The organism is Devosia sp. ZB163 (assembly GCF_028613635.1).
In the GTDB taxonomy this organism is placed as follows: domain Bacteria; phylum Pseudomonadota; class Alphaproteobacteria; order Rhizobiales; family Devosiaceae; genus Devosia_A.
In genome coordinates, this window is the sequence record NZ_JAQRMY010000002.1 from 829,401 (window position 1) to 850,150 (window position 20,750).

At 64.8% G+C, this 20,750-nt stretch carries 27 protein-coding genes; 9 read left to right on the forward strand and 18 right to left on the reverse strand.

Translation table 11 applies throughout. The annotated features are described in order from the left end of the window. Positions 1 to 81 precede the first annotated feature (81 nt). Complete coding sequence (locus PRN20_RS12310; RefSeq protein WP_273957667.1) at positions 82 to 300, forward strand: DUF3126 family protein; 219 nt, start codon at positions 82 to 84, stop codon at positions 298 to 300. Between the two features lie 70 nt (positions 301 to 370). On the opposite strand, the gene PRN20_RS12315 is transcribed toward PRN20_RS12310, so the two are convergent. Next, positions 371 to 1,039 (reverse strand): hypothetical protein, encoded by a 669-nt coding sequence (locus tag PRN20_RS12315; RefSeq protein ID WP_273957668.1) that lies wholly within the window; start codon positions 1,037 to 1,039, stop codon positions 371 to 373. 95 nt (positions 1,040 to 1,134) lie between these two features. Between PRN20_RS12315 and PRN20_RS12320 the strand changes: the two genes are divergently transcribed. Together PRN20_RS12320 and PRN20_RS12325 are read left to right on the forward strand one after the other, a co-directional pair. Beyond that, a complete protein-coding gene (locus tag PRN20_RS12320; protein WP_273957669.1) occupies positions 1,135 to 1,455 on the forward strand; it encodes a DUF6949 family protein in 321 nt (106 codons plus the stop codon). Between the two features lie 20 nt (positions 1,456 to 1,475). Beyond that, entirely contained in the window at positions 1,476 to 2,003 is a 528-nt protein-coding gene (locus PRN20_RS12325) for a GrpB family protein (protein ID WP_273957670.1), read from the forward strand. Position 2,004: 1 nt separating this feature from the next. On the opposite strand, the gene PRN20_RS12330 is transcribed toward PRN20_RS12325, so the two are convergent. The 3 genes from PRN20_RS12330 to PRN20_RS12340 all read right to left on the reverse strand — a co-directional run bounded on the left by PRN20_RS12330 (position 2,005) and on the right by PRN20_RS12340 (position 4,155). Then, positions 2,005 to 2,631 carry a transglutaminase-like cysteine peptidase gene (locus tag PRN20_RS12330; protein ID WP_273957672.1) on the reverse strand — a complete coding sequence of 209 codons (627 nt, stop codon included), beginning with the start codon at positions 2,629 to 2,631 and terminating at the stop codon, positions 2,005 to 2,007. A 133-nt stretch (positions 2,632 to 2,764) separates the two neighbouring features. Beyond that, a complete protein-coding gene (locus tag PRN20_RS12335; RefSeq protein WP_273957673.1) occupies positions 2,765 to 3,388 on the reverse strand; it encodes a PilZ domain-containing protein in 624 nt (207 codons plus the stop codon). A 104-nt stretch (positions 3,389 to 3,492) separates the two neighbouring features. After that, positions 3,493 to 4,155, reverse strand: coding sequence for a PAS domain-containing protein (locus tag PRN20_RS12340; RefSeq protein ID WP_273957674.1), 663 nt, complete (start codon positions 4,153 to 4,155; stop codon positions 3,493 to 3,495). Positions 4,156 to 4,341: 186 nt separating this feature from the next. On the opposite strand from PRN20_RS12340, the gene PRN20_RS12345 reads away from it, so the two are divergent. Both PRN20_RS12345 and PRN20_RS12350 read left to right on the forward strand, forming a co-directional pair. Beyond that, positions 4,342 to 5,091, forward strand: coding sequence for a rhomboid family intramembrane serine protease (locus PRN20_RS12345; RefSeq protein ID WP_273957675.1), 750 nt, complete (start codon positions 4,342 to 4,344; stop codon positions 5,089 to 5,091). After that, positions 5,088 to 5,321 (forward strand): SlyX family protein, encoded by a 234-nt coding sequence (locus tag PRN20_RS12350; protein WP_273957677.1) that lies wholly within the window; start codon positions 5,088 to 5,090, stop codon positions 5,319 to 5,321. Before PRN20_RS12345 ends, PRN20_RS12350 begins: the two co-directional genes overlap by 4 nt. Positions 5,322 to 5,349: 28 nt before the next feature. On the opposite strand, the gene hisI is transcribed toward PRN20_RS12350, so the two are convergent. From hisI to folE, 3 genes are read right to left on the reverse strand one after another with little or no spacing between them, the layout of a single operon-like run. Further along, positions 5,350 to 5,793, reverse strand: coding sequence for a phosphoribosyl-AMP cyclohydrolase (gene hisI, locus PRN20_RS12355; RefSeq protein WP_273957678.1), 444 nt, complete (start codon positions 5,791 to 5,793; stop codon positions 5,350 to 5,352). Positions 5,794 to 5,838: 45 nt separating this feature from the next. After that, positions 5,839 to 6,681, reverse strand: coding sequence for an AraC family transcriptional regulator (locus PRN20_RS12360; protein ID WP_273957679.1), 843 nt, complete (start codon positions 6,679 to 6,681; stop codon positions 5,839 to 5,841). A 54-nt stretch (positions 6,682 to 6,735) separates the two neighbouring features. After that, entirely contained in the window at positions 6,736 to 7,359 is a 624-nt protein-coding gene (folE, locus tag PRN20_RS12365) for a GTP cyclohydrolase I FolE (RefSeq protein ID WP_273957680.1), read from the reverse strand. 143 nt (positions 7,360 to 7,502) lie between these two features. Between folE and PRN20_RS12370 the strand changes: the two genes are divergently transcribed. Next, positions 7,503 to 7,964 (forward strand): iron-sulfur cluster assembly scaffold protein, encoded by a 462-nt coding sequence (locus PRN20_RS12370; RefSeq protein ID WP_273957681.1) that lies wholly within the window; start codon positions 7,503 to 7,505, stop codon positions 7,962 to 7,964. Further along, entirely contained in the window at positions 7,964 to 8,275 is a 312-nt protein-coding gene (gene yidD / locus PRN20_RS12375; protein ID WP_273957682.1) for a membrane protein insertion efficiency factor YidD, read from the forward strand. Before PRN20_RS12370 ends, yidD begins: the two co-directional genes overlap by 1 nt. A 3-nt stretch (positions 8,276 to 8,278) precedes the next feature. Here the strand turns inward: yidD and PRN20_RS12380 are convergent, their stop codons facing one another. From PRN20_RS12380 to PRN20_RS12390, 3 genes are all read right to left on the reverse strand, one after another. Next, positions 8,279 to 9,157 carry a phytanoyl-CoA dioxygenase family protein gene (locus tag PRN20_RS12380; protein ID WP_273957683.1) on the reverse strand — a complete coding sequence of 293 codons (879 nt, stop codon included), beginning with the start codon at positions 9,155 to 9,157 and terminating at the stop codon, positions 8,279 to 8,281. 64 nt (positions 9,158 to 9,221) lie between these two features. Continuing rightward, complete coding sequence (locus PRN20_RS12385) at positions 9,222 to 10,436, reverse strand: enolase C-terminal domain-like protein (RefSeq protein WP_273957684.1); 1,215 nt, start codon at positions 10,434 to 10,436, stop codon at positions 9,222 to 9,224. 145 nt (positions 10,437 to 10,581) lie between these two features. Then, positions 10,582 to 11,214, reverse strand: a complete 633-nt coding sequence (locus tag PRN20_RS12390) for a GyrI-like domain-containing protein (RefSeq protein WP_273957685.1) — start codon at positions 11,212 to 11,214, stop codon at positions 10,582 to 10,584. Positions 11,215 to 11,391: 177 nt separating this feature from the next. On the opposite strand from PRN20_RS12390, the gene PRN20_RS12395 reads away from it, so the two are divergent. Then, entirely contained in the window at positions 11,392 to 11,652 is a 261-nt protein-coding gene (locus PRN20_RS12395) for a GlsB/YeaQ/YmgE family stress response membrane protein (RefSeq protein ID WP_273957686.1), read from the forward strand. A gap of 542 nt (positions 11,653 to 12,194) precedes the next feature. Continuing rightward, entirely contained in the window at positions 12,195 to 14,168 is a 1,974-nt protein-coding gene (gene thrS / locus PRN20_RS12400) for a threonine--tRNA ligase (protein WP_273957687.1), read from the forward strand. Between the two features lie 37 nt (positions 14,169 to 14,205). Here the strand turns inward: thrS and PRN20_RS12405 are convergent, their stop codons facing one another. The 8 genes from PRN20_RS12405 to PRN20_RS12440 all read right to left on the reverse strand — a co-directional run bounded on the left by PRN20_RS12405 (position 14,206) and on the right by PRN20_RS12440 (position 20,651). Then, complete coding sequence (locus tag PRN20_RS12405) at positions 14,206 to 14,562, reverse strand: cupin domain-containing protein (RefSeq protein ID WP_273957688.1); 357 nt, start codon at positions 14,560 to 14,562, stop codon at positions 14,206 to 14,208. Between the two features lie 105 nt (positions 14,563 to 14,667). After that, positions 14,668 to 14,973, reverse strand: a complete 306-nt coding sequence (locus PRN20_RS12410) for a hypothetical protein (RefSeq protein WP_273957689.1) — start codon at positions 14,971 to 14,973, stop codon at positions 14,668 to 14,670. Between the two features lie 127 nt (positions 14,974 to 15,100). Beyond that, complete coding sequence (locus PRN20_RS12415) at positions 15,101 to 15,367, reverse strand: PilZ domain-containing protein (RefSeq protein WP_273957691.1); 267 nt, start codon at positions 15,365 to 15,367, stop codon at positions 15,101 to 15,103. Between the two features lie 84 nt (positions 15,368 to 15,451). Then, positions 15,452 to 17,218 carry a tetratricopeptide repeat protein gene (locus PRN20_RS12420; RefSeq protein ID WP_273957692.1) on the reverse strand — a complete coding sequence of 589 codons (1,767 nt, stop codon included), beginning with the start codon at positions 17,216 to 17,218 and terminating at the stop codon, positions 15,452 to 15,454. 123 nt (positions 17,219 to 17,341) lie between these two features. Beyond that, positions 17,342 to 18,604 carry an RNA polymerase sigma factor gene (locus PRN20_RS12425; RefSeq protein WP_273957693.1) on the reverse strand — a complete coding sequence of 421 codons (1,263 nt, stop codon included), beginning with the start codon at positions 18,602 to 18,604 and terminating at the stop codon, positions 17,342 to 17,344. Between the two features lie 42 nt (positions 18,605 to 18,646). After that, on the reverse strand, positions 18,647 to 19,075 hold the full coding sequence (locus tag PRN20_RS12430; RefSeq protein WP_273957694.1) for a YciI family protein: 429 nt from the start codon (positions 19,073 to 19,075) through the stop codon (positions 18,647 to 18,649). A gap of 12 nt (positions 19,076 to 19,087) precedes the next feature. Further along, positions 19,088 to 19,513 carry a YciI family protein gene (locus tag PRN20_RS12435; protein WP_273957695.1) on the reverse strand — a complete coding sequence of 142 codons (426 nt, stop codon included), beginning with the start codon at positions 19,511 to 19,513 and terminating at the stop codon, positions 19,088 to 19,090. A gap of 127 nt (positions 19,514 to 19,640) precedes the next feature. Next, complete coding sequence (locus tag PRN20_RS12440; protein ID WP_273957696.1) at positions 19,641 to 20,651, reverse strand: hypothetical protein; 1,011 nt, start codon at positions 20,649 to 20,651, stop codon at positions 19,641 to 19,643. Between the last annotated feature and the right edge of the window lie 99 nt (positions 20,652 to 20,750).

Sequence of the window (20,750 nt, forward strand, 5' to 3'; positions counted from 1 at the left end):
AAAAGCTGTAGCACGGGATTGCCCGCCAAGCCGCAATGCCTATTGTGGCGGTCCCAACGAACCCGAGTAAAGGCGTACGCCATGAATCATCCCGAGATCATCAAGCTTCAGAAGTTCCTGCAGCAGAAATTCAGCAACAGGAACATCGACGTACGTCCGCGCAACAAGCAGAACGACAGTGTCGAGGTGTATCTGGGCGAGGAGTTCCTGGGCCTGATCTACGTCGACGACGAAGACGGCGACCGCTCCTACAACTTCCAGATGGCGATCCTCGACGTCGACCTGGACGAAATCCACTAAGGGGCCGGGCCGGTCCGGCTCCACCCGAACGACTGGCCGACCGCCAGGCGGCGGCAATCAAGGGGCGCCGCTAGAGCGCCCCGATCTGCCTGAGCCTGTCGCCCACGATAGCGTCAAAGTCCCGCCACCCCGCGAGTACCGGCTCCGGAAAGGCATAGACCGCCGCGATCCCGGTACCCAGATAGACCATCCTGAGGCATTGCCCGGTCCCGTTCGCGGCGATCGGCTGCGAACACTTGGCGACGAACGGGTCGCCTGACAGCGGATCGTACCAGACCGTTTCCCCGGCATATCCCTCCACTGGCTTGAGAGGCTTGCCCACCAGCCCCGGCGGTCCGGTCAACTGGTCGTCCAGGAACTGGTGCAGGTACACTCCGTCCAGAAGCGCGGCGCTGGGGCGGACCCGGCTGCGCGGCAGCAGTGTCACATCCACGGCGGCGAGACTTCCCTCCGCACCCAGCGGCAGGTCGAGCCGAAGCTCGATCTGCTTGGCGAAACCCTCGACCCGCTGCTCGTCGTAGCGGAACCATGAGCGCGGGATCTCGAAATCCACGCCGCCGAGGGTGCGCGTCCGGGTGGTTTCCGCGTCGCTGCGATGCGTAGAAACCGCAGAACTCCGTACGGTCGCGTCGAGCAGATAGGCGGCGCCAAGGCCGAAGAGTACCATCATCACGGCGATAGCCGCGAGATTGAACCCCAGTGGATGCGTGTGATGCCGTGCCTCGACCTGATCGGGCATGTGAGAATTAACCAGTGGATCGCGCTTCAGATGACAGGCGACTGGGCGCTCGATATGCTTAACAAAGCGTTAATTGAGTGGCTTGAGGCTCATCTATGTTGCGCGAACTGATGCTCGCAGGGTTGATCATGGCTGTCGGCCTGACGGTTGCCGGCATGGGCACGCACCTCTATCAGGGGCTGGCGCGGACGCAGGCCATGCTGCGCTACGACGGCAGGACCTTTGCCCACTCCCTTGGCCACCTGGCCGTGAGCTTCGTCTGCGGTCCCTACATCATGCTGCAGATGGGCTGGCAGCAGGACAGGAACGGCACCCTCTCGCTCGCCATGGCCCTGGTTGCTGCCTTCGTCGCCTTCGGCTGGGCCTTCATCACGGGCCTTCTCTATGTCGGCAGCTACTTTGCGGTCGTGGGGTAGGGTCCTCGACCCAGCGCGCCATGCCGCCGCCGGTTCCGGTCGAGCTGCAACCACACAATCCGGGCTGGGCGGCCGCCGCAGATCAGGAGGCCGGGCGCCTCCGATCGACGCTCGGGCGGGCGGTCCTCGACATCCACCACATCGGATCCACCGCGATCCCGGGCCTCGTCGCCAAGCCGACGATCGACCTTGTTCCGGTCGTGGGCTCGCTGGACGCATTGGATGCCGCGCGGCCCATGCTCGAGGCTCTGGGCTACGAGTGGTGGGGCGAGTACGGGCTACCAGGCCGTCGCTACTGCACTCTCAGTGATGCTCCGACCGGCAAGCGCCTCGTGCATCTGCACTTTTACGAGAATGGCGACCCGGCGATCACGCGACACGTCGCCTTCCGGGACTACCTGCGAGCTCGACCCGACCTGATCGCCGAGTATGAAGCGCTGAAGCAGCGCTGCCGCGAGGCCCACGCTGCCAGTTCGCACAGCTACAGTGCGTGCAAGGGGGACTGGATCAAGCGCATCGAGGCCGAGGCTATGGCGGCGCTCGGCTGACTTACTTCGACGCGACGAACGTGGCGCGCTTGTCGACGATGTCGATCCACTGGCCGGCATCGGCCTGCGACTGGCGCTTGAGGTAGGTGTAGGGCGTCTCGTTCCAGAGCAGGATCCGACCGTCCTGGTTGTCGAGCACGAGGTCGCCGCGGTCGGTGCGCACCATCAGCACGGCATGGCCTTCGCCATTGGGCTGGCGGACGACGGTCATGAGCAGGGTGGACGGGTTCCAGCCGGCGTCGATGAGCGCCTTGCGCTTGGCGAGGGCGAAGTCCTCGCAGTCGCCATAGCCGTCGGGATAAGTCCAGTACTCGCTGACCTGGTAGTAGTCCTGGTCGGTCACCGGTACGATCGCGGTGTTGACGAGGTTGTTGACGTCGACCAGCTGCTCCCAGCGCTTGTCGGTCAGCACGCTTGCCGCAACGGCGTGGGGGTTGGCCGTGCACTCGCCCTTGTGGGCCTTGCAGAAGTCGTTGGCTCCGACCGGGATGCTGGTGAGGCCGCCGGCCGGCGCGAAGGCCGGGTGGGTGAAGTCGACCTGGTCAGCCCGTGCCGGCATGGCGAGGATGAAGATCGCCATCCCGAACACCATTGCCACGCTGAAGAACTGCTTGATTTTGCCCGGCATCTTCTGAAGCCCCGTTGATGGAGCCAGAATGCCGGGGGCCAATTGCCCCGAACGAAAAACTGCAAGCTAGTTTTTACGCGAATTCTATCGGTCCCGGTGAGGACTCGTTAGCCATGACTTCGCGGGGTTGGGTTCAGTTGACCCGGAGGTTCTGCTGGACGACGTTCAGCATTTCCTGCGACGAGGCGAACTCGACTGCCACGCCGTCGGCGAAATGACGAACCACGCGCGCCCGCATGCGGCCCAGGGTAACCGGAGTACCCATCGCCGGACGCACGGCGAGTTCGATCGCGGCGCCGGAAAGCGAGATGTCGATGATCTTGCAGTTGTAGCGCCGACCGTCGTCGAGAACGACGGTCGAGTGCCGGTTATCGGGCACCACGCGCTCGTGGCGCCGATCCTCAGGCAGGTTCAATACGTCCTTGTTGGCGAGCCAGGTCAGCTGTGCCGCCATCTTGTCGCGCTTGCGCGAGGTAGCGGCCAGATCCATGCTGAACCCGCCTTCGAAGACGGTCGTGATGTCGCCTTCGATGCGCCCAAGATGATCGAGATAGGCGATGACCTTTTCGCCGGCGACGCCCGAGACCGGGGCAATTACCATCGCGTCACCCGGCGACATCTCGATCACCTGGCACGGAAACTCGCGACGGTCGGTCAGCATGTAGCGGCCCAGCAGCGATACCTTCACGCGCTGGAACTTCGGCATCTGCGCATAGCTGCGAGCCGGCCTGGCCAGTCGGGATTCATCGGTGAGCATGGATCTGGATCGCCCAGTCAAGTATTTGACGGGATCACGCTAATCCACTCAGGGTTAACCGAAGGTAAGATAGGTCCGCAGGATTGCCGGAATCTGGCGATTTTTTACTGCCGACCGCCGTCAATCACCGCCAGATGCGCGTAACGCCGGGCCGTGCGGCCAAATACGGTCGCCGACATCGGAGTGGGGACCGCACTGGCGGCCGCGGTGAAGATCAGATCGTCCGCCGGCACGCTGGTGGCCATGTCGCGGCCCATGTCCGACAGCGAGACGTCGTCCGGCCAGATGAGGCGCAGGCCGGTGATCCGCTGCTCGAGGATCGGCTGCACGCCGAACCAGTAGGGCTCGTCGATGGCGGTCATGGCGCCGAGGAGGCGGGTCTGGGTGCTGCCGTTGTGACGCAGCGGCAGCAGCATGGTCTCGACCGACAGGCGCGTGTGCACCGCCGTCGTGCCCTGGAATGTGACGAGGGCAACCGCATGATCCTCGGTGACGGCGCGGACCAGGGTGTCGATAGCGTCGCGGTCACGGTCGTGCCACAGACGTGTAAAGGAGCGGCCTTTGAGCTCGCGGGCATAGGCCGTGCAAAGGTGCGAGCCGGCAAGGCGGAAATCGAACTCGCTATGATCGTTGAGTTCGAGAATGAAAGTGTTGGCGAGGGCCGCGCGGATACGGGTAGGGTCGATATCCCGGCGATCCGGCGCGCTGCGGGAACCGCGCAGCGCGTTCCAATAGTCGAACAGCGCCTTGGTGCTGGCCTTTTGCATTGTCTTCTTGTGCCTTGTTCCAAACCCCAGCATCGCAACCCGGGGAAGGGGCGAACGCCGCGAGGCACAGACTGTCAAATCGGGATCGGGAAATCGCCCTTAAACAATTGTTAGGGTTAACGCGGCGGACCCTGTGTGGATAAGTCGGGCGAATGGGCTACAAAGCCCGGAAATCCGGGAGTTTCTATGTCTGACCACCAAAATGGTGAGGAAAATCAAGGGCAAAGCGGGCGCGAGCCTGCCATTCTGTTGCCCGGTGTGGTGATCGGCCTGCTGGGGGCGATGTTGGCCGTCCACCTCGCCAGAGCCTTCATTCTTAACGAGTCTGGCGACCTCCAGCTCATCTACTGGTTCGCGTTCATACCCCTTCGCGGAGTCATCCCGGCCGAGTTCGACGGAGGGTGGATACCGCTCCTCTGGACCCCCCTCACGCATGCCTTTTTGCATGCGGGATGGGAGCACCTTTTAATCAATTGCGCCTGGTTGGCCATTTTCGGCACCCCGGTGGCCCGTCGCTACGGACCGATTCCCACCCTGATTCTCTTTTTCGTGAGCGCCGCGGCCGGCGCCGCATTCTTCGCCGCAACGACACTGCCCGAGTTGCAGGTTCTGATTGGCGCCTCGGGTGGCATTTCCGGCCTCACCGGTGTGGCGTGCCGCTTCATCTTCCAGCCGGTGATCGTTGCCCGCGATCCCGAGACCGGGGCGACCCATGTGCTCGGCCGGCGCCTCGCGAGCCTGGGTGAGCTCGCGCGCAACCAGCGGGCTGCCTTCTTCATTGCTATATGGCTCATACTCAATGCCGCCGTGCCGTTCCTGCCCATGCTGATCGGGCAGTCTGTCGGCATCGCGTGGCAGGCGCATCTGGGTGGCTTCCTCGCGGGACTGTTCCTTGTTCCGCTGTTCGAACGCCGCCCCAAGGAGGAGACGACATGACGCAGGAACCGGACCTCGATCTCGACGTCGCCGCCCGTATCGAAAAGCTCGAGACGACGATCGCATTCCAGGATCAGACGATCGAGGAGCTCAGCCAGGCACTGGCCGGGCATTTCAAGGAGATCGAGGCGCTGAAGCGCGAGGTCCACAATCTCGGCTCGCAACTGCGCGACGTGGAATCGCATCCGGCGCTCACGCCACCGGCCGAGCCTCCACCTCCGCACTACTAGGAGAACGCAGACCGTTTAGCGGTGGCGTTCAGCCACCGTAGACGTCCTTGGGATCGAACAGCCGGGGCTCGCCGCTCTGGCGCAGCGTGTCGGCATCCTCGACGATCCGATAGAAGCAGCTCTTCCGTCCGGTGTGGCACGCCGCACCGCGGCCGGTCTGCTCGACCAGCATCAGGACGACGTCCTGGTCGCAGTCGGTGCGCATCTCGACGAGCCGCTGGATTTCGCCAGAGCTCTCGCCCTTCTTCCAGAGCTTGCCACGCGAGCGCGAGTAATAATGCACCTCGCCGGTCTCGATGGTCAGCCGCAGGGCTTCCGCGTTCATGTGCGCTACCATCAGCACGCGGTTGCTGCCCGCTTCCTGCGCCACGGCAGTGACGAGGCCGTGGGCATCGAACTTCGGCGCGAAGACCGTGCCTTCGTCGCGTTCGTCGTGGCTCAGGGTGCTGGGGTCGGCAAATGTGGTGCTCATGAGCGGTTTCTAGCGTGCGCCCGCACGACGCTCAATCCACCGCGTTCAGTCCTCGAGCGCGAGCCAGATTTCGACGGTGCCCAGGCCAGTGGCCCCGCTGAAGTCGGGGCCGTAGTACTCGATGAAGTTGTAGGGGGCCTGCGACCGCCGATAGCCCGATTGCGGCAGCCAGTGCGCGTAGATCGCATCGATGGTGGAGCGGATGGTGGTGATGTGGCCCCGGTGGCCAAGGCGGGCGTAGCGCTGCGCCGGGATGGTGATCACGTCGAGTTCCGGCGGCACCTCGGCGACATCGCTCACCTCCATGCCGGCCATGTACTCGCTTTCGCCCCGCTCTCCGGCACAGTGTCCGCAGACCCCGTAGGCGACGCCTTCCACGGCGCCCGGCACGTTGCCGAAGTAGGGATTGACCTTCTGCCACTGCGCCGGGATCGACGCTCCCAGCGGCGGCAAATGCCGCTCCAGTACTCCGGCGACGCGAAAGGCGGCGCGTCGTTCTATGCGCGGCGCGCTGAGTTTCACCTCGGTCTGCGGATCCATGCGCAACGGCTGCAATAGCGGCAGCCCCTCGAGCGAGCGGCCCTGGCGGACGTCGTCCGGTGTCGCTCCCATCACCTCGTGGAAGGCGCGCGTGAAGGCCTCATGCGAGCCGTAGCCGGCATCGAGGGCCACCCCGAGGATGTCCGGCGCGCCGCCTGCCAATGCCTTCGCTGCTTCAGTGAGACGGCGGCCGCGCAGGTAGCCCGAGATCGAATGCCCGGTCTGCTGCGCAAAGACCCGCGACAGGTGGTATTTCGAGATACCGGCATGCACAGCCATCTCGTCGAGCGACAGCGGCACGCCAAAGCGCGACTCGATCATCCAGATGGTCTTGGCGACTGCGGACATGGTCTCACCCTAGGGAGCAACCTTACCACAGGCTTGATCGCGGTTGCGGTAGGCTCAGGCCCGCCGGCCGATCATGGCGAAGAACCGGTCCTGCAGGTCGCGCTCCTCGGCGAACTTGCCCGTGAAGCGTAGCGTTGTCGTTACGGCTCCGTGGGCGCGCACGCCGCGCATCGACATGCACATGTGCTCGGCCTCGAGCATCACGGCGGCCCCATGCGGGTCGAGATGCTCGTTCACCGCGTCGATGACCTGCTGGGTCATGTTCTCCTGCACCTGCAGGCGCCGGCCGTAGACCTCGACCAGGCGCGCGAGCTTGGACAGGCCCACGACGCCGCCATTGGGGAGGTACGCTATGTGCGCCTTGCCGACGAACGGAACCATGTGGTGCTCGCAATGCGACGCAAAGGGGATGTCCTTGACCAGCACGATGTCGTCGTAGCCACCGACCTCCTTGAAGGTCGTCTCGAGGGTCTCGGCGGCGCTCTGCTTGTAGCCGGCGAAGAACTCGCCATAGGCCTCGGTGACGCGGCGCGGCGTATCGAGCAGGCCTTCGCGGTTGGGATTGTCGCCGGCCCAGGCGAGCAGCGTCCGCACGGCGGCTTCGGCTTCTTCGCGGCTCGGGCGGGGGTAGGCGGCGACAGACGACAAAGCCGGCTGCGGCTTGGCGCGGGCGTCCATGGTGTTCTCTCCCGGTCAATTTCCGGCGGCATGCGCACACGTCGCCTAGCGGTTCACGGATTGTCAGTGACGTGGACGCCCCTGACTTGATGCATCCTCGTGACTATATAGGGTGTTGGATGCGCGGCTCAAGAAAAGGTTTCATGTCGGTCATGGACTTAGGCGATCTCTATTCTGAAAAGATCCTCGAAATCGCTGGCAACCAACCAATCCCCGGCCGGCTCGCCGATGCCGATGCAAGTGCGCGTCGCGTCAGTCGCGTGTGCGGCTCGACCATCGAGGTGGACATCAGCGTCACGGACGGAGTGATCACTGGCTACGGCCACGAGATTCAGGCCTGCGCCCTGGGCCAGACCTCTGCGGCAGTGGTCGCAACCAACATCGTCGGCACCTCGGTCGAGGAATTCCGCCGCGTCCGCGACGAAATGACGGCCATGCTCAAGGCCGACGGCCCGCCGCCCGCCGGCGAAAGGTGGAGCGACCTCAGGTACCTCCAGCCCGTCCGCGAGTACCGCCCCCGCCACACGTCCACGCTGCTGGTGTTCGATGCAGTGTGCGATGCGCTGGACAAGATCGAGGCGCCGAAGGTCGCGGCGACGGCCTGATGGACAGCCCCGTCCGTCTGTTCTGGACGATCGTCGACTGGCCCTTCAGGATCGCCTCCTATGTGTTGATCCAGGGCTACCGCTACTCGCTCTCGATGTTCATGGGCCGCAACTGCCGGCACGCTCCCAGCTGCTCGGAGTTCACCCGCGACGCCATCTGGCGCCATGGCTTCTGGCCCGGAGGCTGGATGGGCCTTGCCCGCATCGTCCGCTGCCGACCCGGCGGCACGCACGGCTACGATCCGGTGCCGGAGAAGGTGCCCGACGGCGCGCACTGGTACGCGCCGTGGAGCTATGGTCGCTGGAAATAGCCCTCAGGCGTGGACCGTCCAGCGCTCCTCGCGCGGGGCGGTCGGCCGGAAATCATAGCGGTCCTTCCCCAGGGCATGCAGCGTCGCGCGCTCGATCAGCGAGAACTCCCTCGGATCGTCGCGGTTGAGGTTCATCGGCTCCTTCAGCACCACCGGCGGGTTGGTCATGAACCGGACCCGGCCCGAGTGGTTGTTGGACGAGGCGTGCAGCATGAACGGGTGGAGGATGATGAAGTCGCCGGTCTCGCCGGTGATCTCCTCGAACTCCTGGCACTCCTCGATCAGCTTGCCGAACGCGTCCCCGTCATCCACGCCCTCCGGGTGCTCGGCGAGGTACTTCGCCACCACCTTGATGGAATCGGGCGCCACGAACGTGCCGCCGCCCTTGTGCACCACGTCCGACCAGTAGACGATCGTCAACAGACCCTGTTCGCGGCTGTCGAGGAAGTGGCGGAAGAAGCTGCCGTCCTTGTGCCAGCCGCCGGCCGCGGCCGATGGCTCGACCCACGGCTTGTCGGCGCCGCGGCGGAAGTTGACGACGAACGCATCCGACCACTCGGTGGAGTCGATGGTCGTGAAGTGCTGCGACTCGATCTCCATGATCCGGTGTTCGATGCGATCCTCGCCGCCGGTCACGTCGCAGAGCGCCGCCCAGCCCTTGGGCGAGATGTCCTTGATCGCCGCCGTGTTGTGGCGGTCCATCCAGACGATCTCCTTGGTCCAGGTCGAACGGTCCTCGGGGTCGTAGCCGAGGCGCGTGTAGGCCTCGTCCGTCCATTTCTTCGCCAGGGCTGGGTCGACGCACCCTTTGACGCGCACATAGCCCTTCTCGATGAAATGCTGCGCCTGTTCCGGTGTGAGCACCTGGAGTTCGCGGGCCATCAGAATATCCTCCTCGTTCTGGAATGGCTGGAGGCGCCGGCGCATTGCCCCGGCGCCGGATGGGTTACGGACGGACGATACCGCCATCGCGGCGGCGGTCTTCGGCCATGTAGTGCGACTTGGCCGCCTTGTCCGGATCGAGCAGGGCTTCCGCCTTCTTCACGTCGATATCGATGCCGAGGCCGGGCTGCTCGTTGCCGTAGAGATAGCCGCCCTCGAGGATCGCGTGGCCGGGGAACAGCTCGTACTCCTCGGGCTTGAAGTGGTTCTCCTCCTGAATGCCGAAGGCGGTGGAGGCGAGGTCGACATGCATCGCGGCCATCTGGTTGACCGGATCGTTGTCGCCGCCCTCCTGCCAGGCGGTCTGCACGCCGAACCATTCACAGAGCGTCGCGATCTTGCGCGCCTGGGTGATGCCGCCGCCCTTCGAGATGCGGACGCGGACGAAATCGATCAGCCGCTCGGTGATCAGCGGCAGGTATTCGTGCGGGTTGACGAACAGCTCGCCCATCGCCTGCGGGGTGGCGCATTGCTGGCGCACCTGGCGGTACCAGCCGACCTGTTCGGGCGACAGCAGGTCCTCGAGGAAGTAGAGCCGATAGGGCTCGAGCAGCTTGGCCAGTTGCACCGCATTGGTCGGGGCGAGGTGCTCGTGCACGTCATGGGTGAATTTCGGGCCCCAGCCGAGCTTGTCGCGCAGGTGGGCGAACATTTCGGGGATCGCGTGCAGGTACGCGTCGTCGTCGAAAGCCTTGTCCTGCGGCCAGTGGTTCTTGGGCCCGCGGGCGTTGGCGCGATCGAGGAAGCCGCCGCCGCCATAGTTGCCGAGCTGGCAGCGGATGACGGTGTAGCCTTCCTCCCAGTAGCGACGGACGTCGTCCTCGAGCTCGGTGAGCGAGTTGCCCTGGGCATGGGCGTAGGCGGCGACGGCGCTGCGGGTCTTGCCGCCGAGCAGCTGGTAAACCGGCATGCCAGCTTCCTTGCCCTTGATGTCCCACAGCGCCATGTCGATGCCGGCCTGCGCGGTGTTGCCGATGGCCTCGTTGCGCCAGTAGCTCTGGGTGTAGACGGACTGCCAGATATCCTCGATCTGGCTGACGTCGCGGCCGATCAGCAGGGGAGTGACGTTCTCGATCGCCGCCTGCACCACCTTGGCGCGGTAGTGGTCGGAGGCCGAGCCGATGCCGTAGAGGCCCGGCTGGTCCGTCAGAACCTTGACGAACAGCCATGTTCCATCGGCGCGCGTGCGGATCGTTTCGATCCCCGTGATCTTGGTCATCTCTTCCCTATGGTGCTTGCCGGCCGCTGACGGGCCGCTTGGTGTGCAGGACCCCAGCTTGGCAACGCGCGGAAGGCGAGGCAAGTCGTGCTTAGGTCGGTTTCGGTCCCCAGGTGGCAGACCCGCCACAGGGCCGGCCCCACGCTCAGCCCGCGTTGGCGTCGCCCCTCGCGCTGACGGGCTGGCGCAGGATCGTCCGCAGCTTGGATGGCTCGGTGCGTCGCGGATCGTTGAGATAGATCTCGTGATGCTTGCCGGTGAGCATGAGCCCGTTGGCCGGGACGAACTCGTCGTGCAGGCGCGCGAGGGTAGGGGCCTCGTCGTCGTACGAGCCCACATGCAGCGTCTGCACGCACAAGCCCTCGTCGAGCGTCTCCAGCCTGATGCGGTCGATAGCCGGTGCGCCACCGGCCTTTGCCAGCGCTGCGACGACATCGTCGAAGTGGTCGTCGCTGATCCACTCCGGGACGAGGTTCATCACGGTCCAGTCCCATTGCGACTTGTCCCGGGCGCTGGTGAAGGCCTCCATGTCCTCGGCCCACCACAGGGCTTCGAGCGGCATGACGACATAGTCGCGCTCGAGGCTGACCTTGCTGAAGAACTTCAGCTTGTAGGCGACGGGATAGAGTGTCGTCAGGGCATCGACGTAGGCTTGCGCGGTATTGGGGTCGCCGTGGCCGTCGATCATGAGGTACCGCAGGGGCGGGATGACCACGATCTCGAATCGGCCTTTGGGTGCGGCGTAACTCGGGATCTGGGCCTTAAGGTCGATCTTCACGCTTGGCTCGCCGATTGTGGCGCGGATTCGCGCCGAGGGTGTCGGCAGCGTGGCACGCGACTCTTCGCAAGCGCCAGCATCAGCGACGGTCCACGGATCGATTTTCGTTGTTCTCCGTTATTTCCCGAAGCCGGAATGTTCTGGCTGGCTGGGTACTTAACGAGGAAGGAGACGCAAATGGCTTTCGATGGAGTGGGTTGGATTGCTGCGATCATCATCGGCGGCGTCGCCGGCTGGCTCGCCGGCCGGTTCATGAAGACCGACACCGGGATCGTGATGAACATCATCCTGGGCATCGTCGGGGCGATCGTCGCCAATCTGGCCCTTGGCTTGCTCGGGATATCGTTCGGTGGCTGGGTCGGCTACCTGATTGCGGGCTTCATCGGCGCCTGCATCATCATCGCCATCGGACGAGCCGTGACCACCAGGCGAACATAGCGCGCGCCGTCGCGACACGCTTCGGCCGGCACTGTCCACAACGGATGGCGCCGGCTTTCGACTGGCGAAGGTCCGCACTCGGACCTCGCCACCACCGTGCCTCCGCACGATCCTTATCCCCTTCCTCCATTCCCATTGTATTCTCGCTTCGTCCTCCACGGGGCGGCGCTCGCGACGAACGAACGGTGGCGGATATCGAGGGTCATGGGAGTCGTCCCATGGCGGGCTTTTGGGGCTGACACCCGGCCGCCCATCCCGGCTCCGATGCAGCAATGCAGACGAGAGGAGCGATGGGGGCACGCTTCTTGGTCCCCTCAGGTCCAACTCCACCTCGCTCGGCACCGGCGCGGCGACGGCCGTTCATCTGCGGACTACCCGCGTGGCCAGAAACCGCGCCGGTCCCCGCCCGACTGCTGCAAAACCCGGGGCTGGAGGCCATCGGGCGATTCGGCGCGTCCGCTTGGCGTATGCCCGCGACGCGTGCTAGACACCCCGCCTTGCCGGCATTTCCGCCGACGCCAATCCCAATTCTGGAGATGAAAATGATCAAGGTGACGTTCCCCGACGGTGCAGTACGCGACTATGCGCGTGGCACCACCGGGACCACCGTGGTCGAGGGCATCTCCCCAAGCCTCGCCAAGAAGACGGTCGCCATGAAGTGGAACGGGGTCCTCAGCGACCTTTCCGATCCGCTCGAAGAGGACGGCAAGATCGAGTTCGTGATGCGCGACAGCGCCGATGGGCTCGGGCTGATCCGTCACGACGCCGCGCACGTCCTCGCCGAGGCAGTGCAGGAGCTGTGGCCCGACACGCAGGTCACCATCGGCCCGGTGATCGAGAACGGCTTCTACTACGACTTCAAGCGCGACACGCCGTTCAGTGAGGACGACTTCGGCACCATCGAAAAGAAGATGGCTGAGATCATCGCGCGCGGTGCTGCCTTCACCAAGGAAGTGTGGACGCGCGACGAGGCCAAGAGGGTGTTCGCCAGCAAGGGCGAGAACTTCAAGGTCGAACTGATCGATGCGATCCCGGCGGATCAGAAGATCAAGATCTACAAGCAGGGCCAGTGGTTCGACCTCTGCCGCGGCCCCCACATGCGCTCGACCAAGGACATCGGCACCGCGTTCAAGCTGACCAAGGTGGCCGGCGCCTACTGGCGTGGCGACAGCAACAATCCGGTGCTGAGCCGCATCTATGGCACGGCGTTCGCCAGCCAGAAGGAACTCGACGAATACCTGCACATGATCGAGGAAGCCGAGAAGCGGGACCACCGCCGCATCGGCAAGGACCTCGACCTGTTCCATCTGCAGGAAGAAGCCCAGGGTTCGGTGTTCTGGCACCCCAAGGGCTATGTCCTCTACAACCAGATGGAGGCCTATATCCGCCGCCGGGTGAACGCCAACGGCTACAACGAGGTGAAGACCCCGCAGCTGATGTCGTCGAAGTTCTGGGAGGCCTCGGGCCACTGGGGCAAGTACCGCGAGAACATGTTCGTGGTTCCCGACGAGGTGCCCGGCACCGAGGAAGAAGGCCCGGTCCTGTCGGGCAAGGCAGAGCTCATGGCGCTGAAGCCGATGAACTGCCCGGCCCACATCCAGATCTTCAACCAGGGCATCAAGAGCTACCGCGACCTGCCGATCCGCATGGCCGAGTTCGGCTGCTGCCATCGCAACGAGGCCCATGGCGCGCTCCATGGCCTGCTGCGCGTGCGGCAGATGACGCAGGACGACGCCCACATCTTCTGCACCGAGGAGCAGATCCAGGCCGAAACCGAGCGTTTCGTGCACCTGCTCTACTCGGTGTACGAGCACATGGGCTTCGAGAACGTCGTCATCAAGCTGGCGACCCGGCCGGATAAGTTCGGCGGCACCATCGAGCGCTGGGACGCGGCCGAGAAGGCTCTGGGCGACGCCCTCAAGGCCACCGGCTACGACTTCGTCATCGCCGAAGGCGAGGGCGCCTTCTATGCGCCCAAGCTCGAGTTCCACCTCAAGGACGCCATCGGGCGCTCCTGGCAGGTGGGCACGCTCCAGCTCGACTACGTGCTGCCGGAGCGCCTTGGGGCCATGTATGTGGCCGAGGACGGGACCAAGAAGTACGCGGTGATGCTGCACCGCGCGATCCTCGGCTCGCTCGAACGCTTCATCGGCATGCTGATCGAGCACTATGCCGGCAAGATGCCGATGTGGCTGGCGCCGACCCAGGTGGTCGTCGCGACCATCGTCTCGGAGGCCGACGACTATGCCCAGAAGTTGGTCGACCGCCTTCGCGCCGGCGGCATCCGGGCCGAGCTCGACGCGCGCAACGAGAAGATCAACTACAAGGTGCGCGAGCACTCGGTGCAGAAGGTGCCGCTGATGTTCGTGGTCGGCAAGCGCGAGGCCGAGGAGGGCACCGTATCGGTCCGCCGCCTCGGCACCGAAGGCCAGAGGGTGATCCCGGCGACTGATGCGATCGTCGAGCTGATGGCGGAAGCGGTTCCGCCGGACCTCAAGCAGCAAGCCGCTGCGTAAATGCGAAAGGGCCGCTCTTGGCGGCCCTTTTCTTGGATCAGGCGGCTGTCAGCTGAACAGTGACGCGGCAATGCCGGCCCGATGGTGGCACCGGCGCTGTCCGCGACAGCAGCCGGACCGGGAAATCACTGGGGTTGCGGTACGCGAACCAGACTCCCGGCGGAACCCTCACGTGAGAGCCTGCCCCGACGAGGGCAGCCGCGCCGTTGACCATCATCTCGAGTGTGCCCTGCGCGACGACGATGACGGTCTCGGCGGATTCATGACGTTGCGGATCGACCTGCACCTGCGGCAGCAGGACCTGCGACGTTGCCTGGTACGGAAAGGCCGCCCCCGCCGGGTTGGCGACGTGGAGCACCTGGTCACCGGCGATGATGAACGCGTGCTGGGGCATGGCAACCCTCCTTCGGACGCTGACCGAACTGTGCTGCCATCAATGATATAGTGCGGCTGAACGGGAGTTGAATGGAAAAGGGCGGCCCTGAGGCCGCCCCGTCGGTCAGACGACGTCCGGAAGCTCCGGATAGTCGTAGCAGCCGGAGGCCGCCACGAGGAGCTTCTCGTCGGCAACGCGCGTCCCGAAGGAGCTCTCGACAATCCAGGGAGCCTCGGTGCAGTCCCCGCTCTCGACCAGCGAGCCGTTGGCACCGACCTGATCACAGAAGCCGCCCTGGGCCTTGTAGTTTTCCGGGCCGTCCGGGCCGCATAGCGACGTGATACCGGTGTCGACAGCGAGGGTCGGGGTGGCGGCCGGGAAAGCGACAAGCGAGAGGGCGATCAGCGAGATCGCGATAGTCTTCTTCATAGTTTTCTCCTGAAAGACGTACGTCCCGGCGAGGAGCCGAAACGTCGGCGAGCCTTGCGTTCGCCGATGGACGTCTGACTAGGAGGGAGACTTTGAACCGATCCCGAACTGGCCGTTCAGTGCGGGTTCAGCGTAGCGACGTGTCCTGGAACTGCACGCCGAGTTCCTTCACGGAGCGCCACACCACGAGGCACGGCTGTGGCCGGACCTTGTCGACCACGAGATCGAAGGTGCGCGGAATCTTCGTCACAGATGCGACTTCGAGCTTGGCACCGGATTCTGACAGGTTGCGGATGATGCACCGCATGCGCGATCGACCACCATCGAACACGATCGTTGCTTCGATCACTGTGTTGCGACGCGGCGAAAGACGCTTTTCCAGTCGAATGTCCAAGGCACTGCCCCCGTAAACCCGCGCGCAGAATGCCCTGCGAAGGTTGGAGAAACACTTACGGGATGAATAAAGTTGCGTAGGGCCCTAACGAAGCCCTGCCAACTGCAGCCCTTGCAGGTAGCGGGCCAGCAGCGAGGGATACATGAATCGCAGTCCGTCGCCCACGCCGGCGAGGGTGACATGCGGGTGGTGGCGTTGGAATCGCCCTAGGGCATCGCTCGCCGAGGCGAGGTCGCCCTGGTGGGCGAAATAGACGGCGAGGTCGCGATTAGGCCAGGTGAGGCCGGGGCGCTCGGCCATGGCACGCTGCGCCCACTCGATCGCCCGCTGGGGCCGGCCCGAGGCGAAGTTGGCAAGGCCCATCCCGAGATGGACGTTGAAGCCGAAGGGATCCATTGGCGACAAGCGGGCGGAACGCTCGAAGGCGGCAAGACCCTCATCAGGGTTGCCGAGATAGACGTGACCCCAGCCCCGCCGCATCCAGGCCCAGGCATGGTTGGGGTCGAGATGCAGCGCCCGGTCGGCGAAAGCGGCAGCCTGCGCGACATTGCCACCCAGCATCATCATCGCAGAGGCGAGGGCCGTCAGGGCTGTGGGGTCGTCCGCGACGTTCATCGTCGCGGTTTCCACCAATTGCGAGGCCGTGCTCCGCTCGCCCGCGAAATCGGCGGTCCAGTTGTAGGCGATCTGCTGCCCGTGCGCCCACGCCGCCAGCGCTGCCGCTAGCCCATACTGGGGCTCGAGTTGCAGGGCCCGGGTCAGGAAGGCGATGGCCTCGCGATTGTCGTCGGGGCTGTGCGCCCAGAGGTGCGGAAACGCCCGCATGACGAGATCGTAGGAGGCGAGCGTTTCGGGGCGCTTCTTGCGGGCGCGCTCCACCTCGGCGCGACGGATCGAGGGCTGTATCGCGCTTGCGACTTCCGCCGCCATGCGATCCTGCAGGTCGAACAGGTCGGCGACTGCGCCGTCGATCTTGTTGGACCAGATGTGGCTGCCCGTCTCAGTCTCGACCAGCTGCGCCGTGATGCGGACCCGCTCGCCGACACGGCGCACCGAGCCCTCGACGACATAACGGACCCCCAGGTCGCGGCCGATCTGGCGAATGTCGATGCCGGCGCGGCCCTTGTAGGTGAAGGCCGAGTTGCGGGCGATGACGAAGAAGTCCTTCACCCGGCTCAGCGTGGCGGTGATTTCCTCGACGACTGCATCGGCGAAGTAGCTCTGGTCAGCCTCGCCAGAAAGGTTGTCGAACGGCAGTACGACGACTGACGGCCGATTGCTCGGGGGCGGCGGTGGCGGCGCATCGATGGGTAGCGGGCGCGTCACGCCAGCCGGGTGCCAGGTGTAGATTCGTACCGTCTTGGTGATGTTCTTGAGCTCGGTCGGCCCCATGTCGACGAAGGGCAGGTCGATGGTGCCGTCGAGGTACTGGTACATCCACTTGGTGATGCACATGCCGCCGGGCGGGGAGTGGCTCTGCACGCGCACGGCGAGGTTGATGCCCGAACCGTAGAGGTCGTTCCCGGCCACCAGGACGTCTGCCAATACAATTCCCGCGCGGACCTGGAACAGCTCGCCGCCCGGCGCGTGGATCTTCCGCTCGTGGATCTTGCGCTGCAGTTGGGAGGTCCACTGGACAGCCGCCACGACGCTGTTGAACTCTGCGAGAAGACCGTCGCCCATGGTCTTGAAGACCTTGCCGCCAGCCGACCCGATGGTGCCCGCAATCAAGCGATCGTAGACCCGCTGCACGAGGCGGAGGGTCTGACGTTCATTGCGCTCGATCAGGCGGGAATAGCCCACCACGTCCAGCGATACTATCGGGACCAGTCTTCGGTCTGGCTGAGCCATTACATGTGCTTCTGCTGCAAGCCTTTTCTCTATAGCACCGGCGCTCGTCGTGGAGATAGCAGGACACATCTTGCCGCACGAACAATTCGCGGGGACCTGCCAACCTAATGAGTTGACGACGACTCAGGCGGCTGGGTCGCAGGCGGCCGCCCGCTCCAGCAGCAGCGCGCGTTCCTTCTCGTTGCGGGTCATGCCTGCCGCCCGTTCGAACTCCTCACGCGCCTCCGCCAGCCGCCCGAGCCTGAAGAGAAAGTCGCCACGCACACTCGGGAGCAGGTGGTACCCCTTGAGCGCCGGGGCGTCGGCGATCAGAGCGAGGATGACGAGACCATCGGCCGGCCCGAAGGCCATGGAATGGGCAACGGCACGGTTGAGTTCAACCACCGGGTTCGGCGCCGCCACGGCCAGCCGGTCATAAAGTGCCGCTATCCTCTTCCAGTCAGTCTCGTCGGCGCGCCGGGCGCGGGCATGGCAGGCAGCGATCGCGGCCTGGAGCACGTAGGGCCCGGTGCCGCCGAGGGCTTCCGCACGCTCCAGTGCGGTCAGTCCACGCCGGATCATGAGCTGATCCCAGAGCGCCCGATTCTGGTCGAGCAGGAGGATGGGCTCGCCCTTTGGACCGTTCCTCGCTCTCAGCCGGGAGGCCTGGATTTCCATCAAGGCCACCAGCCCGTGGACCTCGGGCTCATCGGGGGTAAGACCGGCGAGGATGCGTCCGAGCCGCATGGCTTCGTCGCAGAGGGCCGGGCGGGTCCAGTCGTCACCTGCAGTTGCCGAGTATCCTTCGTTGAAGATGAGGTAGAGCACTTCGAGCACTGATCCCAAACGGCCCGCCCGCTCTCCGGCCCGCGGCACCTCGAAGGGCAGGCCTGCTTCGGCAAGGCTCCTCTTGGCCCGAACGATGCGTTGGGCGATCGTTGGCTCCGGAGCGAGGAAGGCGCGGGCGATCTCATCCGTCGTCAGTCCACCGAGCAGCCGCAGCGTCAGGGCCACGCGAGATTCGGGTGAGATCACCGGGTGGCACGACGTGAAGATCAGCTTCAACAGGTCGTCGCCGACATCGTCATCCAGCGGTGTGTCGAGGTCCGGTGCCGTCGACTCCTCCTCGCGCAGGTCGTGCCCGAGTTCGTCCAGCTTGCGCGCGGCCATCTTGTTGCGGCGGAAGTAGTCGATGGCGCGGCGTTTGGCCGTCTGCATCAGCCAGGCGCCGGGGCTACGAGGCAAGCCGTTCTCGGGCCAGTGCCTGAGCGCAACGATCAGAGCGTCTTGCGCCAGCTCCTCGGCCATGCCCACGTCGCGCACGATCCGCGTGAGGCCTGCGATCAATCTGGCCTGCTCGAGACGGAAGACAGCCTCGATGGCGCTATGGGTTTCGTGTTTCGACATGGCGGCGGATCAGACCAAATCCGATCCGCCTCGGCAAGACGCTCAGCTCCTCGCCTTCTCGTCCTCGCGCATGTTCGCGTGACGTTCCTGCAGCTCGGGCGTGAAAGCGTCGCCGAAATCCTCGGCGGTAAAGATCTGGCGCAGCTCGAGTTCGACATTGCCGTGGCCGTCAAGCGGCGGCCACTGCCTGAGCCATTCGATCGCTTCCTCGCGAGAAGCGACGTCGATCAGTGTGTAGCCCGCGATCAGCTCCTTGGCCTCGGCAAAGGGACCGTCGAGCACCGTCGGCTTGCCCGCATTGAACTTGACCCGGGCGCCTCGCGCACTCGGGTGCAGTCCGTCCCCCCCGACGAGGACGCCGGCCTTGTTCAGCTTCTCGTTGTACTCGGTCATCTGCTCGATGAGGGCGGTGCCTGGCATCACCCCCGCCTCGGTCTCGGCATCGGCTTTGCGGATGATCATGAAGCGCATGCGGAATCCCTTTCAGTTCGTGATCGGCTTCTGGTTGGCATCGCGCCAGGCCTGCTCCTTGGCGATTTCATCGGCTGAAAGGACCTCGGCGAAGTCGGCGGCCTCGAAGACGCGGCGAAGTTCGATCGTTTCGCCGTCGTCGAAGGGAATGCGCTTCACCCATTCGAGCGCCTCGTCCTTCGACTTAGCCGTGATGATCCAGAAGCCAGCAATCAGCTCCTTGCTCTCGGCGAACGGGCCGTCTGTGACGGTGATCTCGCCCCCACTGGACGTGACGAGGGCACCCTCGCTCGATGGGTGCAGGCCTTCACCGGCCAGCAAGACGCCGGCATTAATGAGCTCTTCATTGAACTTGCCCATCGCTTCGAAGACTTCAGGCTTGGGCATGATCCCGGCTTCACTTTCCGGGGTGGCCTTGACGATGATCATGAACCGCATGGTCGTTCTCCTTCCGCGGCAGTGCCTCATCGGATGATGGGGCGTTTCCTGCCTTCATGACCACGACGAGCGGAGGGATGGAGGATCGACACGCGTCAGGAAGAAAATTCGAGGGCACTCACTTGTCTCAGTAGACCGCGGTGAGGACCTCGATCTCCTTGGCCGGACCGGGCTGGACTTGGAATTCGCGATTGTAGACCTGTTCCCCCCGCTTGGCCAAAACGAGGTAGTCGCCTTCGGCGAGGACCGTTGAGGGGAAGGCACCGATATTGGTGAAGACGGTCTGCCCGTCAGCGGTCTTCACCGTCCAGTCGATGTCGGCAATGGCTTCGCCACCAGCCTCGCTCACCAGCTTGAACGAGATCTGGGCCGCCTTGTGGTAGAGCGTCGCTTCCGTCAGTTGGCCCGGCTCGACCCGGAGGTCGGCGCGCACCACGGCGTTCACATCGCCGAAATAGGAGACGATGTGATAAGTGCCCGCGTTGAGCGTCACGATGTCGTTGGAGCTGAGGTTCTGCGCAACAAGCGTCCGGTCGCCTTCATTTCCGGACGTGTAGATGTCGAACCGGAGCAGGTTGATCGGAATCGCTACGTCGCCGGTGGCGAGCGCGCTGAGGCGCATGGCGCCCGCGTCGAGCACCAGCTGCTTGTTGTTCTCGCCCTCCGCCACCGTCAGCGTGTCCGTGGTCTGGGCCCGGCCGTAGGCGACATGCACCACGTAGTTCCCCGGCGCGAGCTCCATGTGGGCAGTCGCATCCTCGGACTTCTTGGCCAGAATCAGGTCGCCTGACGCATCGGTCTTGGTCTCGAACACCCGCCAGGTGACGCCGTCGGGCAGCGTGCCGCCCTGTTCGGTAATCTTTGCTACGAGGGTGACGGGCTGCGGCGTGGTGATGGCCGCGATCTGCGCAGCGGCCTCGGCGGCGGCCGCCGCCACATCGGGTGCCGCCTCGGGGACCTCGTCGGCCGCGGCTTCGTCGGTGGTCGTTGCTGCCGGCGCGCTGGGCGCAGCTTCGATGCCGGCCGGCATGCGGTCGGCACGGCGGGGCAGGGGGACCGGTGCTTCCTGGCCGATCGCCAGTGTCGGCACCAGCAGCGACGCCAGCACCAACATCCCGATCCACTGCCTGAGCATCACGCAACGACCCCGCAATTCACGCCCTTCGGCGCCCGCCAGAAAATCCGCGTCCCTACGCTTGGATTGGGGAAAAGCTGTGTCATAAGGTCCACACTCTCG

Excerpts from the sequence above, each read along its gene's own strand:
- PRN20_RS12310 (WP_273957667.1), top strand. The coding sequence starts at position 82 with ATGAATCATCCCGAGATCATCAAGCTTCAGAAGTTCCTGCAGCAGAAA.
- PRN20_RS12315 (WP_273957668.1), bottom strand. The coding sequence starts at position 1,039 with ATGCCCGATCAGGTCGAGGCACGGCATCACACGCATCCACTGGGGTTC.
- PRN20_RS12320 (WP_273957669.1), top strand. The coding sequence starts at position 1,135 with ATGTTGCGCGAACTGATGCTCGCAGGGTTGATCATGGCTGTCGGCCTG.
- PRN20_RS12325 (WP_273957670.1), top strand. The coding sequence starts at position 1,476 with ATGCCGCCGCCGGTTCCGGTCGAGCTGCAACCACACAATCCGGGCTGG.
- PRN20_RS12330 (WP_273957672.1), bottom strand. The coding sequence starts at position 2,631 with ATGCCGGGCAAAATCAAGCAGTTCTTCAGCGTGGCAATGGTGTTCGGG.
- PRN20_RS12335 (WP_273957673.1), bottom strand. The coding sequence starts at position 3,388 with ATGCTCACCGATGAATCCCGACTGGCCAGGCCGGCTCGCAGCTATGCG.
- PRN20_RS12340 (WP_273957674.1), bottom strand. The coding sequence starts at position 4,155 with ATGCAAAAGGCCAGCACCAAGGCGCTGTTCGACTATTGGAACGCGCTG.
- PRN20_RS12345 (WP_273957675.1), top strand. The coding sequence starts at position 4,342 with ATGTCTGACCACCAAAATGGTGAGGAAAATCAAGGGCAAAGCGGGCGC.
- PRN20_RS12350 (WP_273957677.1), top strand. The coding sequence starts at position 5,088 with ATGACGCAGGAACCGGACCTCGATCTCGACGTCGCCGCCCGTATCGAA.
- hisI (WP_273957678.1), bottom strand. The coding sequence starts at position 5,793 with ATGAGCACCACATTTGCCGACCCCAGCACCCTGAGCCACGACGAACGC.
- PRN20_RS12360 (WP_273957679.1), bottom strand. The coding sequence starts at position 6,681 with ATGTCCGCAGTCGCCAAGACCATCTGGATGATCGAGTCGCGCTTTGGC.
- folE (WP_273957680.1), bottom strand. The coding sequence starts at position 7,359 with ATGGACGCCCGCGCCAAGCCGCAGCCGGCTTTGTCGTCTGTCGCCGCC.
- PRN20_RS12370 (WP_273957681.1), top strand. The coding sequence starts at position 7,503 with ATGTCGGTCATGGACTTAGGCGATCTCTATTCTGAAAAGATCCTCGAA.
- yidD (WP_273957682.1), top strand. The coding sequence starts at position 7,964 with ATGGACAGCCCCGTCCGTCTGTTCTGGACGATCGTCGACTGGCCCTTC.
- PRN20_RS12380 (WP_273957683.1), bottom strand. The coding sequence starts at position 9,157 with ATGGCCCGCGAACTCCAGGTGCTCACACCGGAACAGGCGCAGCATTTC.
- PRN20_RS12385 (WP_273957684.1), bottom strand. The coding sequence starts at position 10,436 with ATGACCAAGATCACGGGGATCGAAACGATCCGCACGCGCGCCGATGGA.
- PRN20_RS12395 (WP_273957686.1), top strand. The coding sequence starts at position 11,392 with ATGGCTTTCGATGGAGTGGGTTGGATTGCTGCGATCATCATCGGCGGC.
- thrS (WP_273957687.1), top strand. The coding sequence starts at position 12,195 with ATGATCAAGGTGACGTTCCCCGACGGTGCAGTACGCGACTATGCGCGT.
- PRN20_RS12405 (WP_273957688.1), bottom strand. The coding sequence starts at position 14,562 with ATGCCCCAGCACGCGTTCATCATCGCCGGTGACCAGGTGCTCCACGTC.
- PRN20_RS12410 (WP_273957689.1), bottom strand. The coding sequence starts at position 14,973 with ATGAAGAAGACTATCGCGATCTCGCTGATCGCCCTCTCGCTTGTCGCT.
- PRN20_RS12420 (WP_273957692.1), bottom strand. The coding sequence starts at position 17,218 with ATGGCTCAGCCAGACCGAAGACTGGTCCCGATAGTATCGCTGGACGTG.
- PRN20_RS12425 (WP_273957693.1), bottom strand. The coding sequence starts at position 18,604 with ATGTCGAAACACGAAACCCATAGCGCCATCGAGGCTGTCTTCCGTCTC.
- PRN20_RS12430 (WP_273957694.1), bottom strand. The coding sequence starts at position 19,075 with ATGCGCTTCATGATCATCCGCAAAGCCGATGCCGAGACCGAGGCGGGG.
- PRN20_RS12435 (WP_273957695.1), bottom strand. The coding sequence starts at position 19,513 with ATGCGGTTCATGATCATCGTCAAGGCCACCCCGGAAAGTGAAGCCGGG.